Source organism: Wenyingzhuangia gilva, assembly GCF_030519655.1.
Classification (GTDB): Bacteria; Bacteroidota; Bacteroidia; order Flavobacteriales; family Flavobacteriaceae; genus Wenyingzhuangia; species Wenyingzhuangia gilva.
In genome coordinates, this window is sequence record NZ_JAUMIT010000002.1 from 104817 (window position 1) to 124763 (window position 19947).

A 19947-nucleotide genomic window follows, 5' to 3' on the forward strand; every position below is an offset into this window, starting at 1 on the left:
AGAAACATTATGAAAATTAAATTATATATAATATTTGCCATCGGAATTTTATGTTCTTCATGTGAAGAAGAATTTTTAACAAAACTCCCAGAAACGGTGGTTGCTGGAGATGACTTTTTTAAGACAAAAGAAGATTTTCAACAAGCAACTATTGGAATGTATGCTCCATTAAGAAACTTATACGGAATTGGTCTTGCAGACTATGGAGCATGGATTACTGGTGAAATGCGTTCGGACAACACTATCTTTTTATATAATAATGCTAATAGAGGATATGCGGGCTTAGAATATATCGATCAATTTATTGATGATGCTAATGGAGGGCATGTAGGTACAAAATTTGATAATAATTATATTTTAATTGGTAGAGCCAATCAAATTATTAGCAGAATTGACGAAGCGGATATAGAAGAAGCTTCTAGAGACAACTATAAGGGACAAGCTTTAACAATGAGAGCTTTTGCTTACTTTGATTTGTTGCAGTATTTTGGAGATGTGCCTTTAAAATTAGATCCACCTACATCTTATAAAAATACTTCAGGACCTAGAATTGATTCGGATATTATTTACAATCAAATTATAGATGATTTAATTATTGCAATTGATTTACTTCCAGGAGTAGCAAACCAAAGTCCTGGATTAATTTCAAAAGGAATGGCTCAAACATTATTGGGAAATATTTATTTAGTGCGTAAAAATTGGGAATTGGCCGAAGAAGTACTGTTAAAAGTATCAGGATATACATTATTATCAGATTACGAAGCCATTTTTGATCCTGCTAATAAAGGAAATTCAGAATTAATTTTTGAAGTACAATATTGGGATGATATTAGTGCAGGATTGAGTAGTAATTTTGGATATAATTTTTTACCAATTTTACCAGATGTAGGAGTTATTAACGGATTTCCTTCAGGACATTCTAATGGTTATGCAGGATGGAATATTCCAAGTCCAGAATTGTTAGATGCCTATGAGCCTGGAGATTTAAGAAAAGATGCTTCTATTGCTTATTATACAGGAGGTCAATACACTAATTTTCCTTATATCAAAAAATATACACAAGGGTCCACTTTAGCTCCAAATACAAATAACAATTGGCCTGTATATAGATATGCCGAGGTTTTGTTAATGATTGCAGAGGCTAAAAACGAACAAAACAAAACAGATGCCATTGATTATTTTAATATGGTTCACGCACATCCAAGAACAGGGCTTGCAGCCGTTCCTTCAGCAACTCAATCAGAGTTAAGAGATTTAATTCTTGACGAAAGACAAGTAGAGTTAGCTTTTGAAAATAAAAGATGGCTTGACTTGGTAAGAACCGATAAAGCTATTTCTGTAATGAATCAGCAAGGAGCTTCCATAAAAGCCAACCCTCAAGATTATTATTATCCAGCAGGTATTGGTTTGCCAGCAGGAGCTTACAGCGTATCTAGCAAGCATTTATTGTTGCCATTACCGCAGAGAGAAATTAGAGTAAACCCAGAAATTACACAAGAAGATCAAAACCCTGGTTACTAAATAAACTCAACATATACGTTAGTTATTTCTAACCCTTGACCTAATTGTGAGTTAAGGGTTAGAAACCTACGTCTCATTTTTAAATCTTAATTATTCTTATAAAATAGTTGTTTATGAAATTTTTACACAAAAAAAAGCAATTCTTTGCCTTACTCTTACTCTTATTTGTAAAGAGTTTGTATGCACAACAAACATCGGAAATCTTATTAAGCAAACTTAGTTTAGAAGAAAAGGAACGTATTGTAATAGGTTCTGAAATGGAAATTCCATGGTCCGAAGGAGGAGATACAGGTGTTGGAGAGGTAGGAGGAAATGTTCCTGGAGCCGCAGGAAAAAGTTTAGCTAATGAGCGACTTAATTTACCTGTAGTTATTTTTGCTGATGGTCCAGCTGGAGTTAGAATTAATCCACATAGAGCTTCAGTACCAGACAAAACATTTTATGCCACTGCATTTCCTGTAGCTTCCTTGTTAGCTTCTACTTTTAATACAGAATTGATGAGACAAGTAGGGAAAGCTTTTGCTCATGAAGCAAAAGAATATGGTGTAGATATATTATTGGCTCCAGCTTTAAATATTCACAGAAATCCACTAGGAGGTAGAAATTTTGAGTATTATTCTGAAGACCCATTATTATCTGGTAAAATGGCTTCCGCTTTTACCAATGGAGTACAGTCTTTAGGAATAGGAGTTTCTGTAAAACATTATGCAGTTAATAATCAAGAAACCAATAGAAGTAGAATTAATGCAATAGTTGATGAAAGAGCTTTAAGAGAAATATATTTAAAAGGATTTGAAATTACTGTAAAAGAATCTAAGCCATGGACGGTCATGTCTGCTTATAACAAGGTTAATGGAGTTTATGCATCTGAAAGTTATGATTTGTTAACCACTATTTTAAGAGAAGAATGGGGATTTAAAGGTTTTGTGATGACTGATTGGTTTGCAGGAGAAAATGTTCCTCAACAACTTAAAGCTGGAAATGATTTGTTAATGCCAGGAACACCTAACCATAAAAACATGATTGTAAATGCTGTTAAAAAAGGACTTTTAACAGAAAAAGAGTTAGATAGAAATGTAAAATCTATTTTAGATATATACCAAAAAACGCCCTCTTTTTTAGGGTATAAGCCTAGTGGTACACCAGATTTAAAAGCTTCACAAAAAATAGCTAAAGAAACAGCAACAGAAGGAATGGTTTTATTAAAAAATGATGAAAACACATTGCCATTAACTATAAACAAATCACAAAAATTGGCTTTGTTTGGAGTAGCAAGTTATGAAACTATTGCTGTTGGAACGGGAAGCGGAAATGTAAATATGGCTTATTCTACTTCTTTGTTAGAAGGTTTAGAAAAAAAGAATTTGTTCATAGACAACAGTGTAAAGGAGGGTTATGTAGAATACATAGAAAAAACCAAAGCTGCACTACCTCCTAAAGCATGGTCTTTTGGTCCTGATAAAATATTACCAGAGAAAAAATGGACATCAGAAGAATTAGATGTAATCGCACAAAAAACATCAATGGGAATTTTTACTGTAAATAGAACATCGGGTGAGTTTTATGACAGGCAACAAGGATATGATTTCTACTTATCTAAAGAGGAACAAACATTACTTAAAAAAATATCAGAAGCTTACCACAAGCATCATAAAAAAATGGTTGTTGTTTTAAATATAGGAGGTGTTATAGAAACAAACTCTTGGAAAAAAGATGCAGATGCAATTCTTTTAATGTGGCAAGGAGGGCAGGAAGGAGGAAACGCTGTAGCTGATATTTTAGTGGGTGAACGAAATCCTTCAGGTAAATTACCAATGACATTCCCTATTCAGTATATGGATCATTACTCTTCTATAAACTTTCCTGGAAAAGAATTGGTAGACAATCCATATCCTAGTGGTACTGTTGGTGTAAAATCGGAAGTAATTTATGAGGAAGGAATTTATGTAGGTTATCGTTATTTTAACACATTTAATGTACCTGTATCTTATCCTTTTGGTTTTGGACTTTCTTATACAGATTTTGAAATTTCTAAGGGAGATTTTAAAACAACTAAAGACGGAAAATTAGAGCTTAGCTGTTGGGTGAAAAATATAGGAAACAAAGCAGGAAAAGAAGTCGTACAGTTTTATATATCATCGCCTGAGGTAGAATTAGAAAAACCAACAAAAGAACTTAGGGCATTTGTAAAAACAAAACAATTGAAACCTGGAGAAAAACAAGAGGTTAAAGTGATATTAAATGCTACAGATTATGCTTCTTTTTCTCCAAAAAGATCTGCATGGATATTAGAGTCTGGAATCTACAATATTGAAGTTGGAAATTCTATAGATCACATTTTTTTCAAAGAAACATTTAAAAGAAATGAGCTGCTTGAAGTCTTAAAAACAACTAAAAGTTTGGTGCCAAAAAGAGAAATTTCTGTATTAACTAAAAAAAGTAAATAATGAAAAAGTATTATCAATTTTGTAGGCTGTTTTTATTGTTTTTGACTTCTGTTACTTATGGACAAATGACTTCAGCAGATTTTTTAAAAACAGACGGTACTGTATTAAGAAATCAAAATGGATTGGGTGACACGATAACTTTACGTGGAACAAATTTAGGAGCTTGGTTGAGTATGGAGTATTGGATGGGCCCCGTAGGAAAAGGATCTTTAAATAGAAGTCAATGGGTTGCAAGCGCATCATCTACTTACTCTGGAACAAATGTTCAAAATGTTTTTGATAGAGATTTAAATTCTCGCTGGTCATCAGGAGCAGCACAATTACCAGACGAATCACAATATTTTATGGTAGACATGCAAGAACAGGTATTGTTTAATCGTATTTCTTTTGAGGCTAGAGGCTATACGGGAGATTATCCAAGAGGATATAGAATTGAGGTTTCAGATGACCAATTAAATTGGGAAGAAGTAACTTCTGGAACAGGAACTTCTGAAGATATTTTTGTGCAATTACCTAATATTTACCACAAGAGATATGTAAAAATAGTTCAAACAGGAACTGCAAATTCAAATTTTTGGTCTATTGCTGAATTCAACCTTTTTATGGAAGATGATTACACAGTAAGAAATTCTTTATATGATAGGTTTGGAGCCGATATGGCAGATACCATATTAGATAGTTTTCAAGAAGCATGGATTACTTCTAGTGATTTAGACAATATTCAATCTATGGGTATGAACATGGTGAGAGTTCCTTTTTATTGGATGGAAATTATGTACAATGACGGAACCATAAAACCTCATGGCTTTGATCAATTAGATTGGGTAATTAATGAGTGTAATGACAGAAACATGTACGTTATTTTAGATTTACACGGAGCACCTGGAGGAATTAATGGTTTTATAACCAGTGGTCAGGCAGTTATTAATAATTATTGGACCGATCAGAATTCTCAAAATATGACAATAGATATTTGGAAGGCAATTGCTACCCGTTATAAAGACAACCCAACAGTAGCCATGTATGATTTATTAAATGAGCCATTAAGTTCAGATCAATCAAATTATCCGATACATCAATTTTATAATGATTTGTACAATGAAGTAAGACAAATAGATCCAGATCATACTATTTCCATAGGAGCTTTTCCTGGGTTTAGTTTTGTTGTTGCTCCCCAGCATTACGGTTGGACAAATGTGGTTTATCAAGTTCATCACTATAATGAAGATAAAACAAATTGGACTTCTCAAGATGGTTTTATTGATGCTGTTTTGTTAGATGTTGCAAACCATATGCACAACTGGAATGTTCCTGTATTAGCCGGAGAATTTAATTTATGGAATTTCCCAGATTTGTGGCAAAAATACATCAGTGGATTAAATGCTCTAAATGCATCTTGGTCTAACTGGGCTTATAAAGTGAAAAGAATTGATAATCCTGTTGAAAATTGGGGGTATTACGATGGTTATCCAGGAGAAATACCTGACATACATTATGACACAGCAGAAGTAATTTCTCAAAAATGGTCTCAATACGTAACTCCAAATTTTAGAGAGAACACAAATCATATTAATAATATATCTCCTTTAACACAAGCAACTATTTCTGTAGCTCCTATAGGAATGAATATATGGATAAAGGGAAATAATTTAAAATACCTGAGTTCCGAAGGAAATGACAATCCGATGACTTGTATTAAAACAGAACAGAATGCATGGGAAGTGTTTAAAGTTGTAGATGCAGGAAACGGTAAAATAGCATTACTAGGCTCTAATGACAAATATGTAAATGCAGGAGATGGAACTGGATCAATGTATTGTAACGCTGATGCTATAGGAGAAACTGAGAAGTTTACTTTTATACAGTTAGGAGAAAATAAATTTGCTCTAAAAAGTAATGTCGGATTTTATCTTAGTTCAGAAAATGGAGTAAATCCAGTAATTTCTAATAGACAAACTATTGGAGGTTGGGAGCTTTTTACTTGGGGTGACGCCACAGAGAATACAGTAAGTAAAACAACAGAGTTTGAAATATATCCTAATCCGGCTTCTAATGAAGTTTCGGTAATTGTAGAGAATGCAGAAAAAAATTACAATTTAAAAGTATATGATACTACAAGTAGATTAATTGTAGCGCTGAATAAAGTAAAAGATAAGGTAGATATTGATGTGTCATCTTTTTCTTCTGGTCTCTATTTCTTTCATCTAACAAATTCTAATGAAAAGTTTATCAAGAAGATATTTATAAACTAAACGCAAAAAAAATAAATGAAAAAAATAAAACATATCCTAATTCTGTGCTTATTATTTGTTAAAGGATTTGGACAAGTCCACCTGAGTGATTTAAAAGTAGAGTCTAAAAAACAAGCTATTGGGTTAGATATAGAAAAGCCTAGATTTAGTTGGAAGATGCTTTTGAAAGACTCGTATAAAAAAAATGTTTTTCAAAAAGCATATCAAATTATTGTTAAAAATGAAAAAGAGAAAACAGTTTGGGATACGGGGAAAGTAATATCTGATAAGTCTATAAACATAGCATACGCAGGCGAATCATTACAGCCAGGAACTAGATATAATTGGCACATAAAAGTATGGGATCAAGAAGATAAAACACTTGAAAAGAACTCCTTTTTTGAAACAGGTATTATGACTTCTACTTTAGAGGGATGGGAAGGTGCAAAGTGGATTGGAGGAAACGATAATGATTTAATGTTATACTCTCATGCACTTACCGTTTTTAAAATGGACTACAAAGTTAAATTAGACAAAAGTACGAAGTCTGCTAAAGCAGGATTTGTTTTTGGGGCAAATGACGTACGTTTGATGAACAAAAACTTAAATATTTTAGGCGTTGAAAATCAGAAAGACGAAAGTTATTTGGTATTTCAATTAGATATTAGTGAACTTAAAGAAAATAAGGGAGAAGCTAAATTACACGTATTTAGGAGTGGATATGACTTAAATGATAATATTAGTAGACCACTATTTACTTATCATATTCCCACCTCTTTAATTAACCATCAGAATAAATACAATTGGCATCAGGTTGCCTTAGAAATGAATTTTGGAAAATGTTTAATATATATAGATGGATATGAAAAAGAAAATTTAATAAACAACGATCCTAATGTGCCAGAATGGGTGGATGTTAGAGGGGTATCTCTTAATCCTTTAGGAGATAATGGAGGAGATTTAATAGTTTATCCTGCTTTGGCCGATATTGGCTTTAACATGAAAAAAGGAGAGTTTGCTTATTTTAAAGAAGTAAGAATAACCAATTATAGAAAACCTTCAAGTGTTTTATTTCAGGAAAATTTAAGTACAAAAGAATCTTATAAAGGAATATTTGAAGATCAGTTAAGCAAAGGATTAAAAATTCAAAATAAAACCTATAAAGTTGGATCGAATGATCACTTCATCATTTTAACAGCTAACCCTAGTAAAAATGCAACGCCATTGTTGAGAACTACATTTAACCTTAACAAAAAAATAAGCAAGGCTACTATGTATGTTACTGCAAGAGGAATTTATGAAATGTATGTTAATGGATATAGAGTTGGAGATGATTATTTTAACCCTGGTTTAACTCAATATAACAAAACACATATGTATCAAACATATGATGTAACAACACTCTTGCAAACGGGAAAAAACATCATTGGGTCTAGTTTAGGTGAAGGATGGTGGTCTGGTAATTCAACCTACAGAGGATTTAATTGGAATTATTTTGGAGACAGACAATCTTTATTATTAAAATTAAAAATACAATACAGTGATGGTACCACTAAAACCATAACTTCTAACAATAAAGATTGGAAAGTGTTTACGGATGGACCTATTCGTTATTCAAGTTTTTTTCAAGGAGAATTATACGATGCAAGAAAGGAAACAAAAACGGAAGGATGGAAAACCAAAGAATACAATGATTCAACTTGGCATGCCGCTGTAGAAATTCCTGTAAACTCAAATAATGCTTTTGTAAATGAAACATTTAATTACAACGACTTACAACTTATTGGTCAGATTGGAGAAAATGCTAAAATTGTTAAAACCCTACAAGCAAAATCTGTAGAGGAAGTGAGGCCTGGTGTTTTTATTTATGATATGGGACAAAACATGGTGGGGGTGCCAAGAATTAAGCTAAAAGGTAGTGTAGGAGATACAATTACCATGAGGTATGCAGAAATGAAATATCCTGATTTACTTGAATATTCTAAAAATGTTAATATGATTATGACGGAGAACATTAGAGGAGCTATGACTACAGACCGATGGATACTGAAAAACAATTCAGAAGAAATTATTCAGCCTCACTTTACTTTTCATGGTTACAGGTTCCTTGAAGTTACAGGAATTAACAAAGCTTTACCTCTAGAAAATGTAGAAGGATTGGTGTTGAGTTCAATTCAAAAACTATCATCATCTTACAAGACTTCTAACAATTTGGTTAATAAATTATGGGAAAACATTACATGGTCTTTTCGTAGTAATTTTTTATCAATTCCAACAGATACTCCTGCTAGAAATGAGCGAATGGGGTGGAATGGAGATATTAATGTATTTGCCAAAACAGCAACTTATTTAGGTGATGTGAATGCTTTTTTAGAAAGACATTTAATAGCGAATAGAAATTTGCAAGAAAAAAATGGAAGATTCCCCGATATTGCTCCCATAGGTACAGGATTTGGCGGTACACTTTGGGGAAGTGCAGGTGTTACAATTCCATGGACTTTATATCAGCAATATGGAGATAAAAAAGTTTTAGAAAATCATTACGGTGCCATGAAAGCTTATGTAGATTTCTTAAGTTCTAAACAAGATCCTGTTACTGGAATTTTAGATGAAGGGCCTTTGGGAGATTGGTTGAGTCCAGAAGGATATAAAAATGATAATTCTTTGTTTTGGACTGCTTATCAAATAAAGACTTTAGAAATTTTATTTAAAACTGCTGCTATTCTAGGAAAAGAAAAAGATGCTTCTAAATATCAATCACTTTACCAGAAAAGGAAGGCTTTTTTTAATAATACTTATGTTGATGTAAAAACTAAAAAAACAACTCATTCTGGATATTCAGGAGAATCTTTAGCGACTAAACCTAAAAATTTTCAATTGGCTAAAAAAGGAGATGTTATAGATACACAAGCTTCTTATGCAATCCCATTAAATTTTAATGTGTTTAATAAAGAGAATAGGCCGTTAGCTGAAAAACATTTGGTTACTACTATTGAAAGAAAAAATAAAGATTATGAGGGGATTAATAGGCCTGAATATTCTTTAATGACAGGGTTTATTGGAACAGCAGCGCTTTGTACTGCTTTATCTAAAGCTGATAAAAGTAACGTAGCGTATGAATTATTACAACAAACCAATTATCCATCTTGGCTTTATTCAGTCGTTAATGGAGCTACTACTATTTGGGAACGTTTAAATTCATATACTACAGAAAACGGTTTTGGAGGTAACAATAGCATGAATTCCTTCAATCATTATTCCTTTGGAGCTGTTGGAGAGTGGATGTATGCTTACTCTTTAGGGATTCAACCTTTAGAGCCTGGATATAAGAAAATATTAATAAAACCTACTCCAGATACTACAGGAAAAATGACATGGGCAGAAGGATATTATGATTCTATGTATGGAAGAATAAATAGTAAGTGGGAAATTACAAAAGAAGGTGTTTTCTATTTTGTTGAAGTCCCTCCTAATACAACAGCGGAGTTTCATGTTCTTTGCGATAAATATCAGTCGGTTTACATGATAACTTCTAATAAAAATCATAAAAAAAAGGAAGGTTTAAAGGAAAGTAAAGAAAGAAAAGTGATAGAGTTAGGCTCTGGATCTTACCAGTTTTTAGTAAAATAGTCATCATTTTAACATCAAAAAAATAAAAATGATAGAATTTAAAATCACAGAAAATTCCTGTCAGCCTAAATATGTACAAATTGCAAATCAAGTAATAGACCATATTACATATGGTACTTTACAATTGAATCAAAAAATGCCCTCTGTTAATTTATTTAGTAAAGAATATGCTGTTTCTAGAGATACGGTAGAGAAAGCATATAATTTGTTAAAAACAAAAAAAGTACTGATTGCAAAAAAAGGTAAAGGAACCTACGTGAATCTACCAAAAAATAAAAAAAAGGAAAAGATTATTTTTTTTATTAACAAATTATGTGCATATAAATTAAAAATTTACGAAGCTTTTGTAGATCAATTAGGGGATAAGTATCAAGTAGATATTGAAATATATCATTGTGACGAACAGCAGTTTATTGATTTATTAGCTAAAAATATAAACCGATATGATTATTATGTAGTGATGCCACATTTTATGTTAAGATCAGAGAAGTTTGATGAATATAAACACGCTATTAATACAATTTCCAAAGAAAAACTTATTATTCTAGATAACAATGATTTGGTAATAGATGGAGATATTATAGAGATTTATCAGGATTTTGAAAGAGATGTATATATTGCATTAAGGCAAGGGTTTTTGTTGCTAAAAAAATATAATAAATTTAATTTAATAGTGCCAAGTAAAGAACAATATCCATACATTGATAAAATTATTAGAGGAGTACAGCTTTTTTGCAATAAACATAAAATTGAATTTAGTATTTTATCGGGTGTTTCAAATGATGAACAATTTAAAATAGGAGAGTTGTTTATTACAATTGAAGATGGTGATTTAGTGAATTTATTAGACTGTATAAAAACAAAAGAGGTAAATAATATAGGAGTATTATCATACAATGATACTCCTTTTAAAAAACTATTAGGTGTTTCTGTAATTTCTACAAATTACACTAGAATCGGAAACAGAGCAGCCAGCATGATACTTAATCAGCAAAAAGGAAGAATAAAAAATCCTATCGATTTTATTGTTAGAGATTCTGTTTAAAAGTAATATTTTATTAAAATTAAAGGCATACTATCATAGTATAGCTGTAAGAAGTGCTTATACATGTTCAGAATATAAATCAGGATGCGATTTTAAAGTTGATTTTGCTACCATTAAAGAAAAAGCAGCAGGAAAAGAAATCACCAAAGCTTTGGTTTGGGAGATTTTAAATGATTAAAACACAAAAAAAACATAGATATTTTTATGCAAGCACCTATGTTTTTTAGTAAAAGGTTACTTTTTATAACTTAGTCTATCCTAGCCATTATATCGGTAATACTAGCGTTGTTTACAGGGTTTACTCTAGTTAATGAAAAGTTTCCAAAGTCATCAAAGGTTCCCGTTCCGTTTAATGTTCCTGCTTTTAATGTATAATTATTTCCATCAGATTTTTTTAGTGTACCTACTAAAGTTTCATGTTGAAAAATTTGATATTCATTTTGAACGTCTGTTTCTTTAAATTGATAATGTTGTCCTTTAAACTCTAAAGTAAAAGTGTTGGTACTTTTAGTGGTTTGCTTTATTGGTGTTGTGGGTACCGAAGGAGTTACAGAAGCAATTGTCTCTGAAAACTGATGCTTTTGAATGTTTGGGTCTTTTAGTGCTGCTCTCAAAGCTTCATAATAAGCAGGTTTAAATTCTTTAATTCTACTAACACCTTCTTTTGAGTTGTATACATTGTTTCCATAACAATCTGTAAAAGATATGATTACCTTGGTCGTTAAAAAACCAGATTTATCAGCATCTAAATTTAAAATATCACAAGGTTTTATGTGGTTAGGAATGGTATCACCTTGAATAAAAGCGGTGAATTCATACTTGTTTAAGTAATCTTTTAAAATGGTATTGATATTGTATTGATTAGGATTTTTTTGCAGGCTAAGCTGTTTAGGAATAGAGAGGTACTTATATTGGTTTAGTTTGTCCTGTGCAAAAGTAGTTATACTAAAAATAGTAATAAATAGTAGGGTGATGGTGATTCTGAATTTATTCATGATTCTTTTTTTATTTTTTAAAAACACAATAATAGTGCCTAAGAGATAGCCTAAATTTAATATTTTAAAATTGCTTCAGGAGGATATTTAATTATTTCCCTGTTTTAATAATTCTTTTTACAATTTTTTGAATACCAGGAGACAGAGTTTCTAGATATTGATCTTGAGAAATAAAGGCCATTTCACCCTCTAACTCTGGATATTTTTGACAGGTTTTGTGTATAAATTTAAAAGCAAGATATCTTACAGCAGGAGCTTTGGCTAGGTTTTCCCAAAGAGACATACAAATGTCAAACAATTTTCCTTCTTGCTCATCATTTAGTTTCATTTTGTCTAAAATTTTGATGGTTTCTCGTTGTTGTCCATCTTTTTGCCTGGGAATTTTTTCTATAAAATCTGAAATATAAGGAATAATACGAGGGTCATTTTTAGAAGTACAATGTGTTAAAATCCATGTAGCCCTCCAAGCCTGTGGTTGCTGATTACTTAAGGCAACTTGTATAGCACTAGCATGTACTTCTTTTTGTTCTTGAAACAATTGAATTAAGAAATCTTTGTCTAAACGACTAGAAAGAATATTGTCTAGATTTAGGTTATTCATGCAAATAAAATTCTATATGATCAAATTCTTTTCCGTTGGCAATTACCGCAATTTTATGGAGTCCAAAATGATACTTGCGAGTTGTAATGGGTCTAAAATGTTGTTTTCGCCTTATTTTATTAATGCTGTATGGAGCGTAATTTTTTTGACTGATTTGGAAAACCTTTTTAGACAAAATTCCATTTTGTTTTAAGTAATACACGGCATATTCTAAACGAATAAGCGTCTCGGTTTTGCTATTGTTGATGATGTCAAATGAAAAATGTAAATCTTGGCCTAATTGAATTTTAGTAGCACTTGTTTTTATATTTTGAACATCAATTTGTGCAGTGTTTCCAAAACCAAAAGCTTTCATAATTCTAGGTTCTGCTTGTTTTAGCAAATTCCTATTGGCGTGTTTTAGGGTCCAATCTGTTTTGTGTGTTTCTCCAATGTGCTTTAGGGTAAAAGCAATCACTATTTCTGGATGATCTTTAGAAATATCATTCAAATTGTTGGCCACGCTTTTACGTACATAGACCATTTCATCATTGAGTAAATTTTCCAAAATAGGTAAAATAGTCGATGGATTTTTTTTAAACTCAGGTAAAGCCATTGCCCATGGTAATCTGGGTCTACAACCTTCGCTAGACAGTCTACGAATATGAAGATTTGGATGAAAAGACCATTCCATCATTTTTGCCATTACATATTTTGGGTGTGCTATGATAAAAGGGCGAATTGCAAATTCACAGCTTACAAAAGGTGTAATAATTTCAAAACTAGCCACACTTTCTACCAAATAATCTTGCCCATATATTTCTACATAATCCGGTAAAAACAAATATTCAAAACCACCTGAAATTTGATGTTTTTGCAAAACAGGAATCAGTGACTTGATTTCATGTATGGCAATTCTAAAATCAGTATTTAAATGATGATATAAGGTTTTTGCAATGTGATGCATTCGTTCTTTCAGCTCCATTTGTTTCCATTCAGGAATAAAAATAGCAGCTAAAAACATCGCTTTGTCAAGCTGAGGTTTTACTTCCTCCAATGCATTTAAAAAAGCATTGAAAAATTTTGGGTTGTATGCGTTTTTAAGAGGTTCCATGTTTGCTATAAATTTAAAGAAAGCAAATCAAAATGCTATGGATTCAATTCTATATTTTTGTTAAATGCAATCACTCTTAATTATTGGCTATGTTTGGCCAGAACCTACAGCAACTGCTGCGGGTAGCAGAATGTTACAAATTATAGAACAATTTCAATTGGCAGAATATGTGGTGACTTTTGCTAGTCCTGCACAAAAACCAACTACTGCTTTTAATTTAAATTGTATTGATGTTGTTGAAGAGACTATTTTGTTAAATGATGTTTCTTTTGATGAATTTTTAAAAGACTTAAATCCTACTGTTGTTTTGTTTGATCGTTTTATGATTGAAGAACAATTTGGTTGGAGGGTGGCTAAAATTTGTCCTGATGCTTTAAGATTGTTAGATTCGGAAGATTTACATTTTTTAAGAAAAGCAAGACAAGAAGCTGTTAAAAAAGGGTTGGATTTACCAAAAGGAATGATTCTGTCTGAAGATGCCAAAAGAGAAATTGCTAGCATTTATAGATGTGATGCAACGCTGACTATTTCGGAGTTTGAAATGATTTATTTAAAAGAGGTCTATCAAATTCCAGAAACTATTTTGTGGTATTTGCCTTTTTTAGTCGAGGTTGAGAATCATCTAACTCCTTCTTTTAACAAAAGACAAGATTTTTTATTCATAGGTAATTTTATTCACGCACCCAATTGGGATGCTGTTTTGCAATTAAAACAAGTTGTTTGGCCAAAAATAAAAAAGAAACTTCCTAAAGCACACCTCCATATTTACGGAGGTTATCCATCAGATAAAGTATTTCAACTACACAATGCTAAAGATGGTTTTTTAGTACACGGTAGGGCAGAAGAAGTTGCTAAAGTAATGAAGGAAACTAGGGTTTGTTTAGCTCCTATGAGATTTGGAGCAGGTTTAAAAGGAAAATTGATAGATGCCATGCAAAATAATACGCCTTTTATTACTACAGAAATTGGGTCTGAAGGAATGTTTGGAGATTTTGATTTAAAAAACTGTATTGCCAATACTGAAGAGGATTTTATAAACAAAGCAATTCAACTATACACAGATGAAAACCTTTGGAATGTTGAAAGTAATAAGGGAAAACAGATTTTAAAAACTAGGTTTGAGAAATCAATATTTCAGAAAGCATTTACGGAAAAACTTCAAGACTTGATTTTAAATTTGAATACATACAGAGCTCAGAATTTTATCGGAAGTATGTTACAGCATCATACGTTAAAAAGTTCCATGTATTTATCTAAGTGGATTGCAGAGAAAAATAAGTCTTAAAATTTATAGCTAAACTGAAGGCTTCCGTATCGGGTGATTTTAGTTCTCATTTCTTTTACATTTCTGGTGCAGTAAATTATGTGATAGCTAAAATTTATATGTTTTGAGTTCCAATAAAATCCAAAATCATTTTGCCAAGTCCACGGTTCTAAATGAAATTCTTTTTGTGTTGGGTTTTTATCTAATTCTCCTGTAACGGTATCGTCTTTAATTTGATAGGTCGCAAAAGATTTTATTCCAAAATAACTTTCCTTGATCCATTTTTCATCACCATATTGCAAGGCAGTACCAAAAAATGTGCTATTAGATATTGGAGCTAATACAGTTTTTAAAAAATTAAATCGGATAGCGATTCCACTAGAAATATTGGTAAAAACGGTGTTTAGTTTTGCCTTGTTTGTCCAAGAGATTGAAATGGGAAGGCTTTCTTTGTAGAGTATATTTCGAGTATAATTGGCCAAGACACCTACAGCATATTTTTCTTTTACTTGTGTTTTCCATCCCTCAGAAGGATCAATATTATAAAAGGTATGAATAAAGTTTTGAGCCCATTCTGCTCCAGACTTGGTGTTGGTGACTCCGAGTGTAAGTCCTAAACTTAAAATATTTTTAGAGTTGATTAAGTGTTCTGAATAATTAGCATATAAATATCCTGCATATGGTCTTTCTTGAAACGCTACTTTGGTTACATCACTGTCTTGAGGGTTGTATATATTTTGTCCAAGGGTAAACTGTCTAATTTTTTTATCAAAGAAATTATAACCAGTATTAGTGGCTTGTTTATAAAAAAGCTCTAGACCATTGGTGTAATATTTATCTAAATAAAAAGAAACATATAAATCATTGTCGTTAATCAATCCTATTTCATGTTTGGTTTGTGCGTGAGTGTTTATTTTACACATGTAAAGGCTAACAAACAGTAAAAAGAATATTTTATTGAAATTCATTAAAATCTTGTCAAAAGTTGTCTAAAAGTACAATTATTCGCCTTGTTAAACTATGTTAAAAGCAGTGGAATATGTATATTTACTCGTCATAAAGATAAAAAATCCCCAAAAGATATGAATGAAAAAGAAATGCTAACTGCTGAAGATTTGGCTTCAGTGAGCACGAGGGCGGAGTTGGTACGCAAATTAGACGAAAAAGGAGAAGATGTTTCGGATATTCTCAATAAAATAAAATACGAAGAAGAGCTTAAGTTATTACAAATAGAGCTGGTTAAATTACAACAGTGGATTAAGAAAAATAACAAACGAGTAGCCATTATTTTTGAAGGAAGAGATGCTGCAGGAAAAGGAGGAGCGATTCGTAGATTTATGGAACATTTAAATCCACGTTCTTCTCGTTTGGTGGCTTTAAACAAACCTACAGATATAGAAAAAGGACAATGGTATTTTATGAGATACATTAAGGAACTACCCAATCCTGGAGAAATTGTTTTTTTTGATCGTAGTTGGTATAACAGAGCGGTAGTAGAGCCTGTGATGGGATTTTGTACGGATGATCAATACAATACTTTTATGGCACAAGTTCCAGAATTTGAGCATATGTTGTATGAAGACGGATTGGTAATTATAAAATTTTGGTTGTCTATCTCAAAAAGTGAACAATTGGCTCGTTTTAATTCTAGACAAGAAAACCCTTTAAAGAGATGGAAATTTAGCCCTGTAGATAAAAAAGGACAAGAGTTGTGGAGCAGGTATACTACTTATAAAGAGCATATGTTTAGTAAAACACATACCACTTATAGTCCTTGGGTAATTGTTAAAACAAACGACAAACAAGAAGCAAGACTTGAAAGTATTAGATATGTTTTATCTAAGTTTGATTATGAAGGGAAGGAACATGCTGTGGCAAATTTATTTCCAGACCCTAACGTTGTGATGCATTATTTTAGATCATCATACCAAATAGATTAATAGTATGGAGAATAATATAACACCAAATGATATTAAAAACTTAAATACCAAAAAAGGAATTCAGGCTTTGTTAACAGACAAAGAAGTGAATCTTCAAAAAGCGGTAAGAAGTATTAATTATATAAAATCATTAAAAAAACTTCAAAAGGAGTTGATTAAAATGCACGAGGAGATCATTGAAAAAAACCAACGTGTAATTGTTGTTTTTGAAGGAAGAGATGCTGCCGGAAAAGGGGGAGCCATCCGTAGAATGACCGAGCGTATCAATCCACGTCATTTTAGAATTGTGGCGTTGCCAAAACCTACAGATGAAGAACGTTCACAATGGTATTTTCAGCGTTATATCAACAAGTTTCCCAAAGCAGGAGAAATTGTTTTTTTTGACCGTAGTTGGTATAACCGTGCTGTGGTAGAACCTGTAAATGGATTTTGTACCCAAGAAGAATACGTTCGTTTTATGAACAATGTAAACGATTTTGAACGTATGATTACTTCTTCAGGGATTAAGTTGGTAAAAATATACATGTCTATTACCAAAGACGAACAAGCCAAACGATTTGATGAGATTAGAGACAACCCATTAAAACAGTGGAAAATCACTCCTGTAGATGAAAAAGCTCAGGAACTTTGGGATGAATATACCAAGTATAAAAATGTAATGTTTACCAACACCAATACAGATTATGCTCCGTGGAAAATAATCAAAGCCAATAGAAAAACGTTTGCAAGGGTAAATGCCATCAAGTATTTATTGTCAAAAATACCTTACGATAAAAACAGAGAAGTATAAAAAACTATGGATAATCCAGAGTACGAAAAAATATCTAAGAAAAAGCCCACGTATCCAATACAGTCCTTTTTTAGTCAATATTTATCAAAATATGATAGGAATGCATTAATTCCTGTTTTTTATGATGATTTGCTTCGTTTTTCTGGAGCCATAGAAGTGTATAACGAAAATGGAGAAGATACTCTTTGGGTACGAGTTTACTATCCAGAACACGAAAGAACTACTATTGATAGAGATTTAAAAAAAGTATACTCTATTTTACATGGTGATGGTTCTGACACCTCAGTTCCTTTTTTAAATATTGATGCGGTTGATTATTGTACGTTTGGAAATTCCAAGCCTTTTAGAATTAAGGTAAGGAATATTTTAAATGATAATTACACTTATATGTATGTAAAAAAAGCAGATGCTTCCAGGGTGTACGGATTGGAACTAGAGCATTTGTTATCGCCAAACCGAATTAATTTTTTGGTGTACAAAGAAACGTTGATTGAAGATCATATTTCAGGAATACCAGGAGATACTTTTATTGAAGCAGGCTTGGATGCTTATTCTATCAGAACTCAAAAACAAATTGCCAAGGAATATGTAAAGTTTAATGAACGTTGTATTGTGCGTTTGTTAGGAGATATGAGGGCTTATAATTATGTAATTGTCCCTACACATGATTTTGACCAAGTACGTTATAGAATTAGAGCGATTGATTTTGATCAGCAATGTTATGAAGGGAGATTGAGGGTGTATATGCCACAGTTTCTAAAAGAGAACAATCAGTATGTAGAAATGGTTCATAATAATTTAAGACCAGAATCTATTGAGCAGTATCAACAAGAAGAAAGATCCACCATTGCCAAAAGAATTTTATTAGGAAAAAAGAGAATTCAAGAGTTGATCAATTGTATGTTACAAGATAGAATTTCTTCTGACGATAAAATTGATCAGCTAAAGAACGACTTATTTATTTATACAAAAGATGTTGCTTTTAAAAAGTGTAAATGTATGGGCGAAATTTTAGAAACTGCCTTTAGATATGTTATTAGACACTATCAAGATGTAAATGGCCTAAAGAATATAAAGGATTAGAAATAAAAAACTCCATGAACTGTTCATGGAGTTTTTTTTATCATTAATAGATAAGGGAATTTTAACCAATTCTTTCTAATAAGGCCATGTAAAAACCATCGTAACCAGAAACAGAAGCCAATACTTTTTTATCTTTAATCAATTTAAAGTTGTCATTTTTTTCTAAAAACTTAGCTACTTGCTCTTGGTTTTCAGAAGGTAAAATAGAACAAGTAGCATACACTACTTTTCCACCCACTTTTGCAATTTTAGTATAACGCTCTAAAATATCAGATTGAATTGCTTTGATGTTATCAATAAATTCAGGTTGTAATTTCCATTTACTGTCAGGATTACGCTTTAAAACTCCTAATCCAGAACAAGGAGCATCAATTAAAACTCTATCCGCTGTATTGTATAGTTTTTTAATGGTTTTGGTTGATTCAATTTTTTTGGTTGTAATGTTAAAAGCACCTGCACGTTTTGCACGTTTTTTTAGTTCAATTAATTTACCACCATAAATATCAGTTGCAATAATAGATCCTTTATTTTCCATTAAAGCAGCAATGTGTAAGGTTTTTCCACCTGCTCCAGCACAAGTATCTACCACTCTCATTCCAGGTTCTATTTCTAGGAATTCTGCTACTAATTGAGATGAAGCATCTTGCATTTCAAACATTCCACTTTTAAAAGCTTGAGTAACAAAAACATTTTTACGCTCATCTAGTTCTAAGGCATATGGATATCCTTTAATAGGTTTTGTAACAATGTCATCTTTAGCCAGTAAATCTTGTAATTGTTTTTTAGTACCTCTTAAAGTATTAACTCTTAAAATGGCAGAAGCAGGAATGTTTTGCGCTTTTAATTCCGCTGTCCATTTCTTTTCTCCCAATTCTTTTAAACACAGTTCATCCATCCAATCTGGAATAGATTGAGAGATGGCTCTATTACTTTGTAGTTCATCAAACTTTCCTTTGATTCTTCTTACTGGTGTGTCTTCAAAATATTTCCAATCTGGCAATTCAATTCCACGTAATACTGCCCAAACAGCAAAAATTTTCCAAAGATTTTCTCTAGAATAATGATCTTTTGTTCCTGCAATTTCGTTGTACAAACGTTTCCATCGTACAATTTCATAAAAGGTTTCGGCAACAAATTTTCTATCTCTTGCTCCCCAACGCAAGTCTTTTTTTAAGGCTTTTTGTATTACTTTATCAGCGTATTCTTTTTCGTTAAAAACATCCTCTAAAGAATCTATAACGGTAAATACTAAATTTCTATGAAGTCTCATGTATTGTGAACTATTTGGCAGCAAAGTTACGTGTTTT

The 19947-nt window shown here is 31.8% G+C and carries 15 protein-coding genes; 10 read left to right on the forward strand and 5 right to left on the reverse strand.

What is annotated here, in order from left to right:
- Positions 1 to 9 precede the first annotated feature (9 nt).
- The 6 genes from QVZ41_RS05520 (at position 10) to QVZ41_RS05545 (ending at position 11052) form a co-directional block, all read left to right on the forward strand.
- Positions 10 to 1521 carry a RagB/SusD family nutrient uptake outer membrane protein gene (locus QVZ41_RS05520; protein WP_302883558.1) on the forward strand — a complete coding sequence of 504 codons (1512 nt, stop codon included), beginning with the start codon at positions 10 to 12 and terminating at the stop codon, positions 1519 to 1521.
- 113 nt (positions 1522 to 1634) lie between these two features.
- A complete protein-coding gene (locus tag QVZ41_RS05525; RefSeq protein ID WP_302883559.1) occupies positions 1635 to 3968 on the forward strand; it encodes a beta-glucosidase family protein in 2334 nt (777 codons plus the stop codon).
- Positions 3968 to 6220 carry a cellulase family glycosylhydrolase gene (locus QVZ41_RS05530; RefSeq protein WP_302883561.1) on the forward strand — a complete coding sequence of 751 codons (2253 nt, stop codon included), beginning with the start codon at positions 3968 to 3970 and terminating at the stop codon, positions 6218 to 6220. The genes QVZ41_RS05525 and QVZ41_RS05530 overlap by 1 nt, the downstream gene beginning before the upstream one ends.
- Positions 6221 to 6235: 15 nt before the next feature.
- Positions 6236 to 9829: a family 78 glycoside hydrolase catalytic domain gene (locus QVZ41_RS05535; RefSeq protein WP_302883562.1), complete on the forward strand. Its 3594-nt coding sequence runs from the start codon at positions 6236 to 6238 to the stop codon at positions 9827 to 9829.
- Positions 9830 to 9857: 28 nt separating this feature from the next.
- Entirely contained in the window at positions 9858 to 10874 is a 1017-nt protein-coding gene (locus QVZ41_RS05540; RefSeq protein ID WP_302883563.1) for a GntR family transcriptional regulator, read from the forward strand.
- Positions 10855 to 11052: a hypothetical protein gene (locus QVZ41_RS05545; RefSeq protein ID WP_302883564.1), complete on the forward strand. Its 198-nt coding sequence runs from the start codon at positions 10855 to 10857 to the stop codon at positions 11050 to 11052. Before QVZ41_RS05540 ends, QVZ41_RS05545 begins: the two co-directional genes overlap by 20 nt.
- 70 nt (positions 11053 to 11122) lie before the next feature.
- Here QVZ41_RS05545 and QVZ41_RS05550 read toward each other — a convergent pair whose 3' ends face one another.
- The 3 genes from QVZ41_RS05550 to QVZ41_RS05560 all read right to left on the reverse strand — a co-directional run bounded on the left by QVZ41_RS05550 (position 11123) and on the right by QVZ41_RS05560 (position 13563).
- Positions 11123 to 11869 (reverse strand): hypothetical protein, encoded by a 747-nt coding sequence (locus tag QVZ41_RS05550; protein WP_302883565.1) that lies wholly within the window; start codon positions 11867 to 11869, stop codon positions 11123 to 11125.
- Positions 11870 to 11960: 91 nt separating this feature from the next.
- On the reverse strand, positions 11961 to 12470 hold the full coding sequence (locus QVZ41_RS05555) for a hypothetical protein (RefSeq protein WP_302883566.1): 510 nt from the start codon (positions 12468 to 12470) through the stop codon (positions 11961 to 11963).
- A complete protein-coding gene (locus QVZ41_RS05560; RefSeq protein WP_302883567.1) occupies positions 12463 to 13563 on the reverse strand; it encodes a DNA alkylation repair protein in 1101 nt (366 codons plus the stop codon). The genes QVZ41_RS05555 and QVZ41_RS05560 overlap by 8 nt, the downstream gene beginning before the upstream one ends.
- 64 nt (positions 13564 to 13627) lie before the next feature.
- On the opposite strand from QVZ41_RS05560, the gene QVZ41_RS05565 reads away from it, so the two are divergent.
- The gene (locus QVZ41_RS05565; RefSeq protein WP_302883568.1) at positions 13628 to 14848 is read left to right on the forward strand and encodes a glycosyltransferase; all 1221 of its coding nucleotides are present in this window, start codon (positions 13628 to 13630) and stop codon (positions 14846 to 14848) included.
- On the opposite strand, the gene QVZ41_RS05570 is transcribed toward QVZ41_RS05565, so the two are convergent.
- Positions 14845 to 15795, reverse strand: coding sequence for a lipid A deacylase LpxR family protein (locus tag QVZ41_RS05570; RefSeq protein ID WP_338140792.1), 951 nt, complete (start codon positions 15793 to 15795; stop codon positions 14845 to 14847). The two genes, QVZ41_RS05565 and QVZ41_RS05570, sit on opposite strands and share 4 nt — an antisense overlap.
- Before the next feature lie 114 nt (positions 15796 to 15909).
- Between QVZ41_RS05570 and ppk2 (QVZ41_RS05575) the strand changes: the two genes are divergently transcribed.
- From ppk2 (QVZ41_RS05575) to QVZ41_RS05585, 3 genes are read left to right on the forward strand one after another with little or no spacing between them, the layout of a single operon-like run.
- A complete protein-coding gene (gene ppk2, locus QVZ41_RS05575; protein WP_302883570.1) occupies positions 15910 to 16767 on the forward strand; it encodes a polyphosphate kinase 2 in 858 nt (285 codons plus the stop codon).
- 4 nt (positions 16768 to 16771) lie between these two features.
- On the forward strand, positions 16772 to 17557 hold the full coding sequence (gene ppk2, locus QVZ41_RS05580; protein WP_302883571.1) for a polyphosphate kinase 2: 786 nt from the start codon (positions 16772 to 16774) through the stop codon (positions 17555 to 17557).
- Between the two features lie 6 nt (positions 17558 to 17563).
- A complete protein-coding gene (locus QVZ41_RS05585; RefSeq protein ID WP_302883572.1) occupies positions 17564 to 18640 on the forward strand; it encodes a hypothetical protein in 1077 nt (358 codons plus the stop codon).
- A 61-nt stretch (positions 18641 to 18701) separates the two neighbouring features.
- Here the strand turns inward: QVZ41_RS05585 and QVZ41_RS05590 are convergent, their stop codons facing one another.
- Entirely contained in the window at positions 18702 to 19910 is a 1209-nt protein-coding gene (locus tag QVZ41_RS05590) for an RsmB/NOP family class I SAM-dependent RNA methyltransferase (RefSeq protein ID WP_302883573.1), read from the reverse strand.
- Between the last annotated feature and the right edge of the window lie 37 nt (positions 19911 to 19947).